Annotated in this window: 14 protein-coding genes and 1 riboswitch; of the genes, 3 read left to right on the top strand and 11 right to left on the bottom strand. The window is 71.4% G+C overall.

Features of this window, described 5'->3' with window-relative positions:
• Nucleotides 1-4 precede the first annotated feature (4 nt).
• The 10 genes from OG432_RS29575 to ribD form a co-directional block, all read right to left on the bottom strand.
• Nucleotides 5-1,099, bottom strand: coding sequence for a hemolysin family protein (locus tag OG432_RS29575; protein ID WP_328313997.1), 1,095 nt, complete (start codon nt 1,097-1,099; stop codon nt 5-7).
• Nucleotides 1,096-2,433, bottom strand: a complete 1,338-nt coding sequence (locus OG432_RS29570) for a hemolysin family protein (RefSeq protein WP_328313996.1) — start codon at nt 2,431-2,433, stop codon at nt 1,096-1,098. Before OG432_RS29570 ends, OG432_RS29575 begins: the two co-directional genes overlap by 4 nt.
• A 183-nt stretch (nt 2,434-2,616) precedes the next feature.
• Nucleotides 2,617-3,096, bottom strand: coding sequence for a PH domain-containing protein (locus OG432_RS29565; RefSeq protein ID WP_328313995.1), 480 nt, complete (start codon nt 3,094-3,096; stop codon nt 2,617-2,619).
• Nucleotides 3,097-3,142: 46 nt separating this feature from the next.
• Nucleotides 3,143-4,000, bottom strand: a complete 858-nt coding sequence (hisG, locus tag OG432_RS29560; protein WP_328313994.1) for an ATP phosphoribosyltransferase — start codon at nt 3,998-4,000, stop codon at nt 3,143-3,145.
• Nucleotides 4,001-4,073: 73 nt separating this feature from the next.
• Entirely contained in the window at nt 4,074-4,355 is a 282-nt protein-coding gene (locus OG432_RS29555) for a phosphoribosyl-ATP diphosphatase (protein ID WP_100577332.1), read from the bottom strand.
• A gap of 35 nt (nt 4,356-4,390) precedes the next feature.
• On the bottom strand, nt 4,391-4,876 hold the full coding sequence (gene ribH, locus OG432_RS29550) for a 6,7-dimethyl-8-ribityllumazine synthase (RefSeq protein ID WP_328313993.1): 486 nt from the start codon (nt 4,874-4,876) through the stop codon (nt 4,391-4,393).
• 63 nt (nt 4,877-4,939) lie between these two features.
• Nucleotides 4,940-6,238 (bottom strand): bifunctional 3,4-dihydroxy-2-butanone-4-phosphate synthase/GTP cyclohydrolase II, encoded by a 1,299-nt coding sequence (locus OG432_RS29545; protein WP_328313992.1) that lies wholly within the window; start codon nt 6,236-6,238, stop codon nt 4,940-4,942.
• On the bottom strand, nt 6,235-6,879 hold the full coding sequence (locus OG432_RS29540; RefSeq protein WP_328315296.1) for a nicotinamide mononucleotide transporter family protein: 645 nt from the start codon (nt 6,877-6,879) through the stop codon (nt 6,235-6,237). The genes OG432_RS29545 and OG432_RS29540 overlap by 4 nt, the downstream gene beginning before the upstream one ends.
• A gap of 5 nt (nt 6,880-6,884) precedes the next feature.
• Nucleotides 6,885-7,493, bottom strand: a complete 609-nt coding sequence (locus OG432_RS29535) for a riboflavin synthase (protein ID WP_328313991.1) — start codon at nt 7,491-7,493, stop codon at nt 6,885-6,887.
• A 2-nt stretch (nt 7,494-7,495) separates the two neighbouring features.
• Nucleotides 7,496-8,584: a bifunctional diaminohydroxyphosphoribosylaminopyrimidine deaminase/5-amino-6-(5-phosphoribosylamino)uracil reductase RibD gene (ribD, locus tag OG432_RS29530; RefSeq protein ID WP_328313990.1), complete on the bottom strand. Its 1,089-nt coding sequence runs from the start codon at nt 8,582-8,584 to the stop codon at nt 7,496-7,498.
• A gap of 166 nt (nt 8,585-8,750) precedes the next feature.
• Nucleotides 8,751-8,881, bottom strand: a riboswitch (FMN riboswitch).
• A 285-nt stretch (nt 8,882-9,166) separates the two neighbouring features.
• On the opposite strand from ribD, the gene OG432_RS29525 reads away from it, so the two are divergent.
• Nucleotides 9,167-11,542: a chitinase C-terminal domain-containing protein gene (locus OG432_RS29525; protein WP_328313989.1), complete on the top strand. Its 2,376-nt coding sequence runs from the start codon at nt 9,167-9,169 to the stop codon at nt 11,540-11,542.
• 95 nt (nt 11,543-11,637) lie between these two features.
• Here OG432_RS29525 and OG432_RS29520 read toward each other — a convergent pair whose 3' ends face one another.
• Nucleotides 11,638-12,777, bottom strand: coding sequence for an ROK family transcriptional regulator (locus OG432_RS29520; RefSeq protein ID WP_328313988.1), 1,140 nt, complete (start codon nt 12,775-12,777; stop codon nt 11,638-11,640).
• A gap of 124 nt (nt 12,778-12,901) precedes the next feature.
• Between OG432_RS29520 and OG432_RS29515 the strand changes: the two genes are divergently transcribed.
• Nucleotides 12,902-14,104, top strand: coding sequence for an MFS transporter (locus OG432_RS29515; RefSeq protein ID WP_328313987.1), 1,203 nt, complete (start codon nt 12,902-12,904; stop codon nt 14,102-14,104).
• A 167-nt stretch (nt 14,105-14,271) separates the two neighbouring features.
• A complete protein-coding gene (locus OG432_RS29510) occupies nt 14,272-15,687 on the top strand; it encodes a uracil-xanthine permease family protein (protein ID WP_328313986.1) in 1,416 nt (471 codons plus the stop codon).
• Nucleotides 15,688-15,857: the final 170 nt, after the last annotated feature.

Below are 15,857 nucleotides of genomic sequence, written 5' to 3'. Positions count from 1 at the left end.
CGCGTCAGCCGGCGAGCGCCTGCTGTGCCTGTTCGCCGCGCGGCTCGGCGAACCGCGTCAGCGGGGTGGGCTCCTCGCGGTGCGCGGGGTCACGGACCTCGCCCACCAGCATTTCCAGCATGTCCTCCAGCGCGACGAGACCGAGCACCCGGCCGGATCCGTCGGTGACCTGGGCGAGGTGGGTGGCCGCGCGGCGCATCACCGTGAGGGCGTCGTCCAGGGGCAGTTCGGCCCGCAGGGTGGCGAGCGGGCGCCACAGCTGCTGCGGCACCGCGCGTTCGCGCTCCTCCACGTCGAGGACGTCCTTGACGTGCAGGAAGCCCATGAAGGCACCGCCCTCGGCGCACACCGGGAAGCGGGAGAACCCGGTGCGCACCGTCAGCTCCTCCAGTTCCCTCGGAGTCACCGCGCAGCCCACCGTGACCAGCGAGGCCCGGTCGAGCAGGACGTCCGTCACCGGGCGGCTGCCCAGCTCAAGAGCGTCCTCAAGGCGTTCCTGCGCCTCGGGTTCCAGGAGGCCGGCCTGGCCGGAGTCCTCCACGAGGCGGCCGAGCTGGACGCTGGTGAAGACGGCCTCCACCTCGTCCTTCGGCTCGACCCGGAACAGCTTCAGGATGAGCCGCGCACAGGCGCCGAGCGCGATCGTCACCGGCTTGCAGACCCGGGCGAAGGCGACCAGACCCGGACTGAACCACAGCGCGGTCCTCTCGGGCGCGGCCATCGCCAGGTTCTTCGGGACCATCTCGCCGATGACGAGGTGGAGCGAGACCACCAGCGCGAGCGCGATGACGTAACCGAGCGGATGGACGAGGCCCTCGGGGAGGCCGGCCGCGTGGAACACGGGCTCCAGGAGCCTGGCCACCGTAGGCTCGGCGACCGCGCCGAGCGTCAACGAGCAGACGGTGATGCCGAATTGGGCCGCGGCCATCATCTGCGGCAGGTTCTCCAGGCCGTGCAGCACCTGGCGGGCGCGCGCGGAGGACGCGGCGAGCGGTTCGATCTGGCTGCGGCGCACGGAGACCAGCGCGAACTCGGCGCCGACGAAGAATCCGTTGGCGAGCACGAGCAGCAGCGCGAACAGGAGTTGGAGCACGCTCATCGGGTGGCCTCCGCCATGGGTGCGTCGGCGGCGCGCACGAAGCGGACCCGCTCCGCGCGGTAGCGCTCGACCTGGCGGACCTGGATCCGCCAGCCGGGCAGCTCCACCCGGTCGCCGGGGACCGGGATGCGGCCGAGCAGGTCGGCGACGAGCCCGGCGACGGTCTCGTAGGGGCCCTCGGGCGCTTCGAGTCCTATCCGGCCCAGGTGCAGGACCCGGCAGCTGCCGTCCGCCTCCCAGGCGGGCCTGCCGTCCTCGCCCGCCACCGCGGCGAGCTCGGGCCGGCCGGCGTCCACACCGTCGTGCTCGTCGCGCACCTCGCCGACCAGCTCCTCGACGATGTCCTCCAGGGTGACGACACCGGCCGTGCCGCCGTACTCGTCGACGACGACGGCGATCGGCTGTTCGCTGCGCAGCCGGCCGAGGAGCTGCTGCACGGGCAACGTCTGGGGGACGAGCAGCGGCGGTACGGCGATCAGGCCGACCGCGGTGCGCAGCCGCTCCTGCGGGCGCACCGCGAGCGCGTCCTTGAGGTGGACCATGCCGACGACCTCGTCGATCCGCTCCCGGTAGACGGGGAAGCGGGACAGGCCGGTGGCGCGGGTGAGGTTGAGGACGTCCGCGGCGGTCGCCGTGGTCTGCAGGGCGCTGACCTTGACGCGCGGGGTCATCACGTTCTCCGCGGTGAGGTGGCCGAGCGAGAGGGTCCGTACGAAGAGGTCGGCGGTGTCCTGTTCCAGGGCGCCGGCCTGGGCGGAGTGCTTCACCAGGGAGACCAGTTCGCCGGGGGTGCGGGCGGAGGCCAGCTCGTCGGCGGGCTCCACACCGAGCGCCCGCACCAGGCGGTTGGCGACGGTGTTGAGCAGGGCGATGACCGGCCGGAAGAGCCGCGAGAAGCGGTCCTGCGGGCCGGCCACGAAGCGGGCCACCTGGAGCGGCTTGGAGACCGCCCAGTTCTTCGGTACGAGCTCGCCGATCACCATTTGCACGGCGGCGGCGAGCAGCATGCCGAGCACGACGCTGATGCCGGAGGCGGCGCCCTGCGGCAGGCCGGTGGCGCCGATCGGCCCGTCGAGCAGATCGGCGAGCGCGGGCTCGGCGAGCATGCCGACGACGAGCGAGGTGATGGTGATGCCGAGCTGGGTTCCCGAGAGCTGGAAGGACAGCTCGCGCAGGGCGCGCACCACGGTGCGGGCCCTGCGGTCGCCCTCGGCGGCGGCGCGCTCGGCGTCCGGCCGGTCGACGGTGATCAGGCCGAATTCGGCCGCCACGAAGAAGCCGTTGGCGAGGATCAGAAGGAATGCCGCACAGAGCAGCACGAGTGAGATGGTCATGCCGCCTCCTCCTGGGAGGGGGCGGCGCAGGTACTACCGGACGATCCGTCCATTGCTGGAGGGAGTCACTCCTCGGGTCGCAGGTTCCCCGCGGCCGATGGTGCAGGCCCGTGTGCGGGGCGGGGCGCGATCGGCGCCGCCGACATCAGGGTAATCAAGATGGTGCCGGGTGGGGCAGGGGGCTCAGCCGTTGTCGTGACCCGTGCCGGAAGAATCGGTCCGGGTGCCGTGGGTTTCGGCGAGCGTCCGCAGCGCCCTGGCGTCGCGGATGGCGCGCGCCCTGCCGCTCGCCGGCTGGATGCCGAGGGCGGGCAGGCTGGTGCCGTCGCTGAGGTCGAGGAAGACCCAGGGGTCGCCCTGGCGCAGGTTGACCCGCAGGATCTCCGCCCAGGCGAGGCGGCGCCTGCCGGTGAGATTGACCACGGTGACGCCGCGGTCGTCGGCGACCACCTTGGGCCGGCTGAGCAGCACGAGCACCGCGGCGAACAGCGCGGCCATCAGGATGAAGCTGCCCCGCTCGCCCCCGCTGAGGGTCTCCAGGAGCAGCGACATCACCGTCATGGCGACGAACATTACCGCCGCGCTGGTCAGGAGGACCGCACGGGTGACGGTCGGCCTGAACGTGACCGGCAGGCCGGGCGGTTGGGGTGCGGGGGCGGACACGGTGTCGTTCGCTTTCGTCGCTGTGGTCGTCGCCTGGGGCGCCCGGTCAGAGGCGGCAGGCGTGGATGGCCGTGGTGAGGATCGCGCGGGCGCCCAGCTCGTACAGGTCGTCCATGACCCGCTGGGAGTCCTTGGCGGGGACCATCGAGCGGACGGCGACCCAGCCCTCGTTGTGCAGCGGGGAGATCGTCGGCGATTCGAGTCCCGGCGTGAGCGCGACGGCCCGCTCCAGGTGCTCGGCGCGGCAGTCGTAGTCCATCATCACGTAGCTGCGGGCGACCAGGACGCCCTGGAGGCGGCGCAGGAACTGCTCGACCTTCAGCCGTGCGGCGCCGTCGGTCGCGGCGCCGGTCCGGCGGATGACGGCCGCCTCGGACTTCATGATCGGCTCGCCGAAGACTTCGAGGCCCGCGTTGCGCAGCGAGGTGCCGGTCTCCACGACGTCCGCGATCGCCTCGGCGACGCCCAGCTCGATCGCGGTCTCCACGGCCCCGTCGAGGTGTACGACGGAGGCCTTCACGCCGGCTTCGGCGAGGTGCTTGCCGACGATGCCCTCGTAGGAGGTGGCGATCGTCTTGCCCGCCAGGTCCTCGACGGACGTGACGGTGCCGGGCTTGGCGGCGAAACGGAAGGTGGAGCGGGCGAAGCCGAGCGGCAGGATGACCTCGGCCTCGGCCCCGGAGTCGATCAGGAGGTCCTCACCGGTGATGCCGATGTCGAGCTTGCCCGCGGACACGTAGATCGCGATGTCCTTGGGGCGCAGGTAGAAGAACTCGACCTCGTTGACGGGGTCGACGGTGACGAGTTCCTTCGACTCCTTGCGCATCCGGTAACCGGCCTCATGGAGCATCGCCGACGCAGGTCCGGAGAGTGAACCCTTGTTGGGGACGGCGATGCGCAGCATGAGGTCAGCTTCCTTCGGGTGCGGAGCGGTGTACGGAGTGGTGTGCCGGGTGAACGGGCCCGTTCGGGTGTGCTCAGAGGTGGGCGTAGACGTCGTCGAGGGAGATCCCGCGCGCGACCATCATCACCTGGACGTGGTAGAGCAGCTGCGAGATCTCCTCGGCGGCGGCTTCCTTGCCCTCGTACTCGGCGGCCATCCAGACTTCGGCGGCCTCCTCGACGACCTTCTTGCCGATGGCATGCACGCCCTTGTCCACCAGCTCGGCGGTGCGGGAGGTGGACGGGTCGCCGTTGGCGGCCTTGAGCTGGAGCTCGGTGAAGAGCTCTTCGAAGCTCTTGGAGGGTTTGTTCGCCATGATGCTTCTTAGGGTAAGGGGTGGTTTCCGGTCGCTCAGCGCCAGGGTTCGCTGACCGTGCGCAGCGTGGCCGCGGTGGCGACGGCGGCGGTGACCGCTTCGTGCCCCTTGTCCTCGTTCGACCCTTCGAGACCGGCCCGGTCCAGGGCCTGCTCCTCGGTGTCGCACGTCAGCACGCCGAATCCGACGGGTACGCCGGTGTCCACGGTGACCTGGGTGAGGCCGAGGGTGACACCCTGGCACACGTACTCGAAGTGCGGGGTGCCGCCCCTGATGACGACCCCGAGTGCGACGACGGCATCGTAGCCGCGGCCCGCGAGGACCTTCGCCACGACCGGCAGTTCGAAGCTGCCGGGGACGCGCAGCAGCGTCGGCTCGTCGATGCCGAGCTCGTGCAGGGCGCGCAGGGCGCCGTTGACGAGTCCGTCCATCACCTTCTCGTGCCACTGTGCCGCGACCACGGCGACACGGAGGTCTCCACAGTTGCGTACGGACAGTTCGGGTGCGCCCTTGCCGCTCACGTGCTCTCCTTCAGGTGTTTCCGGTGTGCTTGCTTGCTCGTGCAGGCTTACTGGCTTACTGGCTTACTGGTTGCCGCAGGCCGACATCGGCGCGGGGCCGCCGTCGAGCCACGGCAGGTCGTGCCCCATGCGGTCCCGCTTGGTGCGCAGGTACCGCAGGTTGTGCTCGCCCGCCTGGACGGGCATGGGCTCACGGCCCGAGACGGTCAGGCCGTGCCGGACGAGCGCGGTGATCTTGTCGGGGTTGTTGGTCATGAGCCGCAGGCTGTGCACGCCGAGGTCGGCGAGGATCTGGGCGCCCGCGGCGTAGTCGCGGGCGTCGGCGGGCAGGCCGAGCTCCAGGTTGGCGTCGAGGGTGTCACGGCCGCGCTCCTGGAGCTCGTACGCGCGGAGCTTGGACAGCAGGCCGATGCCGCGGCCCTCGTGGCCGCGGAGATAGACGACGACGCCTCGGCCGGCCTCGGTGATGCGCTCCATGGAGGCCTGGAGCTGGGGGCCGCAGTCGCAGCGCAGCGAGTGGAAGATGTCGCCGGTCAGGCACTCGGAGTGGACCCGGACCAGGACGTCCTCGCCGTCACCGATCTCGCCGTGGACCAGGGCGACGTGCTCGACGCCGTCGACGGTGGAGCGGTAGCCGTAGGCGGTGAACTCCCCGGTGGCGGTGGGCAGATGGACCTCGGCCTCGCGGCGCACGGTCGGCTCGGCGGAGCGGCGGTAGGCGATCAGGTCCTCGATGGAGATGATCGTCAGGCCGTGCTTGCGGGCGAAGGGGACGAGTTCCGGCAGGCGCAGCATGACGCCGTCCTCGCCCGCGATCTCGACGATGGCGCCGGCCGGGGCGAGTCCGGCGAGCCGGGCGAGGTCGACCGCGGCCTCGGTGTGGCCGTTACGGACGAGCACCCCACCGGGCTTCGCGCGCAGCGGGAAGATGTGGCCGGGGCGGACGAAGTCGCCGGGGGCGGAGCGGCCGTCGGCGAGCAGGCGCAGGGTGGTGGCGCGGTCGGCGGCGGAGATGCCGGTGCTCACGCCGTGCGCGCCGCTCGCGTCCACGGAGACGGTGAAGGCGGTCTTCATCGACTCGGTGTTGTGCTCGACCATCTGCGGCAGTTCGAGCCGGTCGAGGTCGTCGCCCTCCATGGGCGCGCAGATCAGGCCGCGGCACTCGCTCATCATGAACGCGACGATCTCGGGGGTGGCCTTCTCGGCGGCGATGACGAGGTCGCCCTCGTTCTCGCGGTCCTCGTCGTCGACGACGACCACGGGCCGGCCGGCCGCGATGTCGCGGATGGCCTGCTCGACGGGGTCGAGGGAGAGGTCCTCGCGGTTGTCGGTGGAGTACCAGGTGGGCGCGTGCGTGGTCATGCCGTCGCTCCTTCCAGGACGGGCTTGACGCTCGTGCGCGAGCGCAGCCACCAGTCGCGCATGCCCCACAGGACGAGCGCGCCGTAAATGACGTAGACGAAGCCGGAGAAGGCGTAGCCGTTGGCGAAGTTGAGGGGGACGCCGACGAGGTCGACGAGCAGCCAGGCGAACCAGAACTCGACCATGCCGCGGGCCTGGGCGTACATGGCGACGATGGTGCCGACGAAGACGTAGGCGTCGGGCCACGGGTCCCACGACAGGGCCGGGTAGGCGGTGAAGAGTCCGGCGACGGCGACGGTGCCGACGGCTGCGCCGCCGAGCAGGAAGGCCCGCTCGCGCCAGGTCGCGAACCGTACGGCGATGGAGCCGTCCTGCGCCTGCTGCTTGCCGCGGGTCCAGGCGAGCCAGCCGCCGGCCGCGACGACCATGACCACGACCTGCTTGCCCGCGCTGCCGGAGAGGTGCCCGGCGGCGAACGCCACGAACAGGATCAGGCCGGAGACGAACTGGGCGGGCCAGGTCCATATGGACCGGCGCCAGCCGAGGGCGAGGGCGATCAGACCGATGGTGTTGCCGGTCATGTCCGACCACTTGATGTGCTGCCCGAAGAGGGTGAAGGCCTCGCCGTTCAGCCAGTTCACTGCGCTCACTTGTCGGTCCCCCCGTGGCTCGCGCCGAGCAGCCGCTCGACGTACTTGGCGATGACGTCGACCTCCAGGTTGACCGGGTCGCCGGGCTGCTTGATGCCGAGCGTGGTCAGCGCGAGGGTGGTCGGGATGAGGCTGATGGTGAAGTAGTCGGCGGCCGCCTCCACGACCGTGAGGCTGACGCCGTCCACGGTGATGGAGCCCTTCTCGACGACGTACTTGGAGAGGTCGCCGGGCAGGGCGATCTTGACGATCTCCCAGTTCTCCGAGGGGGTGCGGGCGAGCACCGTGCCGGTGCCGTCGACATGGCCCTGCACGATGTGCCCGCCGAGCCGGCCGCCGACGGCCATGGGCCGCTCCAGGTTGACCCGGGAGCCGACCTCGAGGGCGCCGAGGCTGGAGCGCTTGAGCGTCTCGTCCATCACGTCGGCGGTGAACTCGCCGTCGCCGAACTCCACGACCGTCAGACAGACCCCGTTGACGGCGATGGAGTCGCCGTGTCCGGCTCCCTCGGTGACGAGGGGGCCGCGCAGACGGAAGCGGGAGGCGTCACCGAGGGTCTCGATGGCGGCGACCTCGCCCAGCTCTTCGACGATTCCGGTGAACACGTTCAGCGCTCCTTGGCGAGAGGGGTGGCAGTGATGCGCAGGTCGGGGCCGATCCGTACGGCCTCGGTGATGTCGAGCCGCAACGCGTCGGCGATGGTGCTGATTCCCGCTCCGGCGAGCGCGGTGGGTCCGGCGCCGAGCAGGGCGGGTGCGAGGTAGCCGACGACCTTGTCGACGGTGCCCGCGGCGACGAAGGCACCGGCCAGGGCCGGGCCGCCTTCGAGGAGTACCGAGCGCACGCCCCGGGTGTGGAGCGCGGCGAGCAGCGCGGGGATGTCCAGGCCGCCGGCGGCGCGCGGCAGGCGCAGGACCGCGGCCTCGGGCAGGTGCGCCGCGTCGGCGTCGTCGGCGACCGCGATCAGGGTCGGCGCCGCGTCGTCGAGAATGCGGGCGCCGGGCTTGACGGCGGTTGCGTTGGTGTCAACTGCCAGGCGCAGCGGCTGAGTTGCTCCGTCGATGCCGCGCACGGCGAGGTGCGGGTCGTCGGTGCGGGCGGTACCGGAGCCCACGACGACGGCGTCGCACTCGGCGCGCAGCCGGTGGACGTCGGCGCGGGCCTCGGCGGAGGTGATCCAGCGGCTGGTGCCGTCCGCGGCGGCGGTGCGCCCGTCGAGGGTTGCCGCGTACTTCCATGTGACGTGCGGGCGGCCCAGGCGTACGGAGGTGAGCCAGGCGGTGTTGCCGGCCTCGGCCTCGTCGCCGAGCAGCCCGTGCCCGACCTGGATCCCGGCCGCGCGCAAGGTGTCGGCGCCGCCGGTGGCCTGCGGGTTCGGGTCGGCGACGGCGTACAGGACGCGGGCGACGCCGGCCTCGATGAGCGCCTGCGCGCAGGGGCCGGTGCGGCCGGTGTGGTTGCAGGGTTCCAGGGTGACGTGGGCGGTGCCGCCCCGGGCCCGCTCGCCCGCGTCCCGCAGGGCGTGGATCTCGGCGTGCGGGCCGCCGGCCCGCTGGTGGAATCCCTCGCCCACGACCGTGCCCGAGGCGTCGGTGATGACGCATCCGACAACGGGGTTGGGGCTGGTGGAGCCGAGTCCGCGCGCCGCGAGCTCGATGGCTCGGCGCATGGCGGCTGCGTCGGCTGTGGGTGCCACCGGGTCCTCCTGCCTCTTCGGGCACGGACTCCGGGGCCTGTCGATGAGGACAGGGAGCGGGAACTTCGGAACCGTCGGCACAGCTCACGCCACGGCCGAAAGAGACCGGTGCCACGGATGGCGACCGGTAACAGACGGCCGACGTGACCGATGAACGGTCCGCCCGCCGCGCACTGCCTCCCATCCGGACTTTCACCGTCGGTCCAGGAATTTCACCTGGTCAACCGGCCGCTGGATGCGGACGGGTCGCGGACTATAACCGCCGGTTCGGAATTACACCGACCCCGGAGTGCGCTGCTGCTGGTACAGGGCCAGTGTGCCACGCCTGCTCGAAGGCCACGCGAGTGAGCGGCTGTGGCCTGGCTCACAGAATGGCCGGATTCGAGCGGCGCCCCACCGGGAATCCGGCGGCACGCGAGCGGCGACCCCGCCTTTGGTCCATACCTATTGACGCACTGGTCTAGTCCTTTTAATCTCTGCGTCACCTCCGAGGAGAGGCCCGCCGGTGTGCGCACGCCAGGGCCGTGCACGACCACCGCCCTGTTCGTTGTGTTCCGTCCCACCTCCCAGGAGGAACCGCTCGTGCTCTCCCCCACCCGCAGACGGGCCGCGCTGCTCACGACCGCCACCGTGGTCGCCGGGCTGCTGTTCGGTTCGCTGTCCACCGGCGTCTCGCAGGCCGCCGTCGACAACGAGGCGTGTCGCCCCGACGGGCTCTACAAGACGCCGGGCGTCGACGTGCCGTACTGCTCGGTGTACGACACCGACGGCCGCGAGAAGATGGGCGCCGACCACCAGCGCCGGGTCATCGGCTACTTCACCGGCTGGCGCACCGGCCAGGACGGGACGCCCGCCTACCTCGCCTCCGACATCCCGTGGGACAAGGTCACCCACATCAACTACGCCTTCGCGCACGTCGGTTCGGACAACAAGATCTCGGTCGGCACCGACAGCGAGAAGAACGCCGCGACCGGCATGACCTGGCCGGGCGTCGCCGGCGCCGAGATGGACCCCTCGCTCCCCTACAAGGGCCACTTCAACCTGCTCAACAAGTTCAAGAAGCAGCACCCCAACGTGAAGACCCTTATTTCCGTGGGCGGTTGGGCCGAGACGGGCGGCTACTTCGGCGACGACGGCAAGCGCGTGGACTCCGGCGGCTTCTACACCATGGCCACCAACGCGGACGGCTCCGTCAACCAGGCAGGCGTCGACACGTTCGCCGACTCGGCGGTCGCCTTCATCAAGAAGTACGGCTTCAACGGCGTCGACATCGACTACGAGTACCCGACGACGATGAAGGACGCGGGCAACCCGCTCGACCTGACCCTCTCCAACGCCCGCCGGGCCGGGCTCGTCAAGGGCTACGCGGCCCTGATGAAGTCGCTGCGCGAAAAGCTGGACCGCGCGGGGGCGGCCGACGGAAAGCACTATCTCCTGTCGGTCGCGGCACCGTCCTCCGGCTATCTGCTGCGCGGCATGGAGACCTTCCAGGTCCAGCAGTACCTGGACTACGTCAACATCATGTCCTACGACCTGCACGGCGCCTGGAACCAGTACGTCGGCCCCAACGCCTCGCTCTTCGACGACGGCAAGGACGCGGAGCTCGCGGCCGCCGGCGTCTACTCCACCGCGCAGTACGGCGGCATCGGCTATCTCAATGCCGACTGGGCGTACCACTACTTCCGAGGTTCGATGCCGGCCGGGCGCATCAACATGGGCCTGCCGTACTACACGCGCGGCTTCCAGAACGTGCAGGGCGGCACCAACGGCCTGTGGGGCAAGGCGCCCTCGACCACCTGCCCCGCCGGCGCGGGCCTCACCACCTGCGGTGACGGCGCGGTCGGCATCGACAACCTGTGGCACGACCTGGACGCGAACGGCAAGGAGGCCCCGGCCGGATCCAACCCGATGTGGCACGCCAAGAACCTGGAGAAGGGGATCGTCGGCGACTACGTCACGAAGTACGGCCTCCCCGCCACCACCAAGCTGACCGGCACCTACGTCCGCAACTACGACTCCACACTGGTGGCGCCGTGGCTCTGGAACGACCAGAAGAAGGTCTTCCTGTCCACCGAGGACGAGCAGTCCGTGAAGGCCAAGGCCACCTATGTCGCCGACAAGGGCATCGGCGGCACCATGGTCTGGGAACTGGCCGGCGACTACGGGTGGAACGCGGCCAAGGGCCAGTACGAGCAGGGCTCGACCCTGACGAGCGCGATGTACGACACGTTCAAGTCGGCCACCCCGTACGGCAACAAGCGCTCCACGATCGACCTGCCCACCCGGGCGCTGAACATCGGCGTGGACTTCGGGCAGTTCCCGCTCGGCGACTCCAACTACCCCATCAGCCCCAAGGTGACCCTCACCAACAACACCTCGGCGACGCTGCCCGGCGGCACGGAGTTCCAGTTCGACTACGGCACCTCGGCCCCGGCCAACGCCAAGGACCAGTCCGGCTTCGGCACCACGATCGTGCGCAGCGACCACACCGCGGCCAACAACATCGGCGGACTCAAGGGTGACTACAACCGCGTCTCGCTGAAGCTGCCGAGCTGGCAGTCACTGGCTCCGGGCGCCTCGGTCACCCTTGACTTCGTCTACTACCTGCCGGTTTCCACGCCCTCGAACTGGACGGTGACCTTCGGTGGCACGACCTACGCGCTGGCCGGCGACCACTCCCGGGGGGCCGTCGTGAGCGACCCGGGCACCGCGTCACCCTCGCCGACCCCGACATCGACCCCGACTCCGACCCCCTCGGGCTCGGGCAGTCCCTCGCCGTCGCCGACCCCGTCGGGCGGCACGTGCGCGGCGCCGCCCTGGTCGGCGGGCGCCTCGTACGGCGGCGGCACCACGGTCTCGCACACGTCGCACACCTGGAAGTCCAAGTGGTGGACGAAGGGCGAGGAGCCGGGTACTACCGGTGACTGGGGGGTCTGGCAGGATCTCGGCGCCTGCTGATCCGGCTCCCCACCCAGACGCCCGGCGGCGGTCTCCCGGCCCTTGGCCGCCGCCGGGCTCCCGCTTCCTGACGAACCGTCACACGCCGTCCCGCGTCAGCCCTTCGGGGCGAAGAGGTCGTCCTGGGCGGCGTCCCTCGCGGTCAGCAGGGCCCCGCCGAGGACCGCGCCGTCGCCCAGCTCGCTCGGCCTGACCTCGGTCGTCAGCGGCGTCAGCGCGGCGAGCCGGCGCTGGACGCGGGCGGCGAGCAACGGGCCGCCCGCATGGCCCAGTTCACCGCCGAGCACGATCAGGCCGGGGTCGAGGACCGCGACCACGCTCGCCGCGCCGATCGCGATGCGGTCGGCCAGCGCGTCGAGGAAGGGCCCGTCCGCATCGCGCAGGGCGTCCTCCGCGCCGAGGGCCCTGCCGTGCCGGGCCGCGAGGCGTGCCACCGCTCCGGTGTGCACCAGCTCGTGGAAGCCGCCGTCGCAACTCGTCGCGGAGGGCAGTCCGCCGGTGCCCGGCACCGGCAGGAACCCGATCTCACCGGCCCCGCCCGACGCGCCCCTGCGTAGCTTCCCGTCCAGGACGACGGACGCGCCGATTCCCTGCCCGAGCCACAGCAGGACGAAGGTGTCCTGTCCTCGCGCCGCGCCGAGCCGCTGCTCGGCCACGGCCGCCAGATTGGTCTCGTTCTCGACGAGCACGGCGGCGGGGAGCCGCTCGGCGAGTACGCGGACGAGTTCGCGGTGCCAGGCCGGCAGCCCGGTGGTGTCGCGCAGTTCGCCACCCGCCGGGTCGATGAGGCCGGGGGCTCCGATCGCGACACTGTGCAGCCGTTCCGCGCCGGCCTCCTTCACGGTGCGCTCCAGGAGGGCCACGACCTGCTCGACCGCAGGGCCCGTCCCGGTACCGGGCTCGACCGGCAGCGTCGCCTCGGCCAGCGTGGCGCCCAGCAGATCGGCGACCACGAGGGAGACGCCGTGGGTGCGCACGTCCAGGGCCGCCAGATGGGCCCGGTCGGCGACGATCGCGTAGAGGCGCGCGTTGGGGCCGCGCCGCTCGGCGCCCGACTCCCCCACGACGTGCACGAGGCCGGAGCCCTGGAGGCGTTCGACGAGGTCGGCGACGGTGGGCCGGGACAGCCCGGTGAGGTTCTTCAGCTGGCCTGCCGTCAACGGACCCTCGTCCTGCAGCAGACGCAGGGCGAGCCGGTCGTTGATGGCCCGTGCGGTGCTCGGGGATGCGGGCATGCCGGGAATCCTTCCAGATCGCCGAAAGCGGGTTGCCACCCGTCCTATTTATCAGGCAGGGTTCCTGATAGCTTACGCCCGGCGGACGGACAAACCGCCGCGATGGGGAAGGGGAACCCGGTCGATGCCTACCGAACCGGCTCTGGAACAAAGGCAGTTGAAGCGGGCGAGGATCGCGGTCGCCGCGGTGTTCTGCGTCCACGGCGCGGTGACCGGCAACTTCGCCACCCGGGTCCCCTGGATCCAGGAACACGCGGGGGTCTCCGCCGGCCAGCTGGGGCTCGCCCTCGCCTTCCCGGCGATCGGCTCGTCCCTGCTGATGCCGCTGTCCGGCGCGATCACCCACCGGTTCGGGGCGCGCAACGCACTGCGCGGGCTGCTCGCCCTGTGGACGCTGGCGCTCGCGCTGCCCGCGCTCGCGCCGAACGTCTACACCCTGTGCGGCGTCCTGTTCGTGTACGGGGCGAGCGCCGGCATGGCGGACGTGGCGATGAACGCCCTGGGCGTGGAGACGGAGAACCGGCTCGGCCGGTCGATCATGTCCTCGCTGCACGGTATGTGGAGCCTGGGCGCGCTGCTCGGTTCGGCCGCCGGCACCCTCGCCGCGCATCTCGGAGCCGACGCGCGGCTGCACCACGTGGTCGCGGCCGGCGTCCTGACCGTGCTCGGCCTCGCGGCCTGCCAGGGCGTTCTGGATCTGCGCAGCGCCCCGGGCGAGGCGGCGCCGCCCCGGTTCGCGCTGCCGCCCAAGTCGGCGCTGATCATCGGCATGGTGGGGTTCTGCGCGGTGTTCGCCGAGGGGGCGAGCCTGGACTGGTCGGCGGTGTACCTGCGCGATGTGCTCGACACGTCGGCCGGCACGGCGGCGGCCTGCACCACGGCGTTCACGCTGACCATGGCCGTGGCCCGGCTCGCGGGCGACAAGGGCGTGGACCGTTTCGGCGCGGTGCGCACGGTGCGCGGCGGCGGTGTCCTCGCCACGCTGGGCGGCGTGCTCGTGGTGACGGCGCCCGGCCCCGCCGTGGCGATCGTGGGGTTCGGCCTCATCGGCCTGGGGGTGGCGGTCGTGGTGCCGCTCGCGTTCGCCGCGGCCGGCCGCAGCGGCCCCAACCCGAGCCAGGCCATCGCGGGTGTCGCGACGATCACGTACACATCGGGTCTGGTGGCGCCGTCCGCGATCGGCGGCATCGCGGATCTGACCTCCCTCGTGGTGTCGTTCGGTCTGGTGACCGTGCTCGCGCTCGGCCTGGTGGCGGGAGCACGGGTCCTGCGGCCGGGGGCCCGTGCGCCGCGGGCCCCGAGCGCGGAGCCGGTGCACCCGGCCTGACGGCGGACGCCCGCCGGAGACGTCCGCTCCGGCCGCCGCGGTACGTGGCCTCGGTGATCGCGCACTAATATTTGGCCTGATCTTTTCGATGCTTCTGGCATCACCGACCTCACGGACCCCACAGGCCTTACGGACCTCACGGGCCTCACGGACAAACTGGAGCGACCATGCGTCTCGGCGTGCGCTGGACCCTGCACGGCGACGGGCGGACCCCCGCTCCGGGAGCCGTCGTACGCCCCGACGAACGGCTCACCTGGCCCCGCACGGTCGGCCTCGGCGCCCAGCACGTGGTGGCCATGTTCGGCGCGTCCTTCGTTTCGCCGGTCCTCATGGGTCTCGACCCCAACCTGGCGATCATGATGTCCGGCATCGCGACGGTCATCTTCCTGCTCGCCACCAAGGGCCGCGTGCCCAGCTACCTCGGCTGCTCGCTCTCCTTCGTCGGTGTCGCCGCGGCGATCCGGGCCACCGGAGGGACCAGCGCCACCGTCACCGGCGCGGTCTTCGTCGTGGGCGTGGCGCTGTTCCTCGTCGGTCTCGCGGTGCAGCGCTTCGGCGCGCGGATCATCCACGCCGCGATGCCGCCCATCGTCACGGGCGCCGTCGTCATGCTGATCGGCTTCAACCTGGCCCCGGTCACCGCTTCCACCTACTGGCCGCAGGACCAGTGGACGGCCTTGATGGTCATGGCGTTCACCGGCCTGGCCGTGGTGTGCCTGCGCGGCTTCTGGTCCCGGATCGCGATCTTCCTCGGGCTGCTCTTCGGGTACGGCGTGTCCTGGCTGCTCGACCGCGTCTTCGGGAAGATCCACTCGGTGCACGGCGGCGCGGAGGCCGTGGACCACTGGCGCCTGGACCTGTCCGGCGTCGGCAAGGCCGACTGGATCGGCCTGCCCACCTTCCACGCCCCGAGCTTCGAGTGGTCGGCGATCCTCGTCGCGCTGCCCGTCGTGATCGCCCTGATCGCCGAGAACGCCGGCCATGTGAAGGCCGTCGGCGAGATGACCGGCACCAACCTGGACGACCAGCTGGGCACCGCCATCGCGGCCGACGGTGCGGGCTCCATGCTGTCGACCGCCGTGGGCGGCCCGCCGAACACCACGTACTCCGAGAACATCGGCGTCATGGCCGCGACCCGCGTCTACTCGACCGCCGCGTACTGGGCGGCCGCCGGGTTCGCGCTGCTCTTCGGCGTGTGCCCCAAGTTCGGCGCGGTCGTCGCCGCGATCCCGGGCGGAGTACTCGGCGGCATCACCGTCATTCTGTACGGCATGATCGGGCTGCTCGGCGCGCAGATCTGGATCAACGCGAAGGTCGATCTGCGCAATCCGCTGAACCTGGTGCCGGCGGCCGCGGGCATCATCATCGGGATCGGCAACGTCACGCTGAAGTTCAGCGACAACTTCCAGCTCAGCGGCATCGCGCTGGGCACGATCGTGGTCATCACCGGCTACCACGTGCTGCGCGCGCTGGCCCCGGCCCACCTCAAGGGGCAGGAGCCGCTGCTGGATTCGGGCACGTCCTCCTACGAGAAGGGGCGGGACGAGCGGGAGGGCCGGGACGAGCGGGACGGGCAGGCCTAGGGCGGCTGGCGGCGGGGCGGAGGCGGGGAGCAGGGGCGGCGGCAGCCGGGGCGGCGGACAGCAATCGGGGCAGGGGCCGGCCATAGCCTCTCGCCGTCCCGGCGGCGCGCTCCACACCCGTCCGTTCATCCGTTCCGGTCATGACCTCTTCCGGCGGTGCTCGGCGCGGC

Origin of the sequence: Streptomyces sp. NBC_00442 (assembly GCF_036014195.1) — a bacterium.
Taxonomy (GTDB): Bacteria; Actinomycetota; Actinomycetes; order Streptomycetales; family Streptomycetaceae; genus Streptomyces.
Note: the sequence above shows the minus strand (reverse complement) of the source record. Positions and strands in the feature narration are given on the sequence as shown.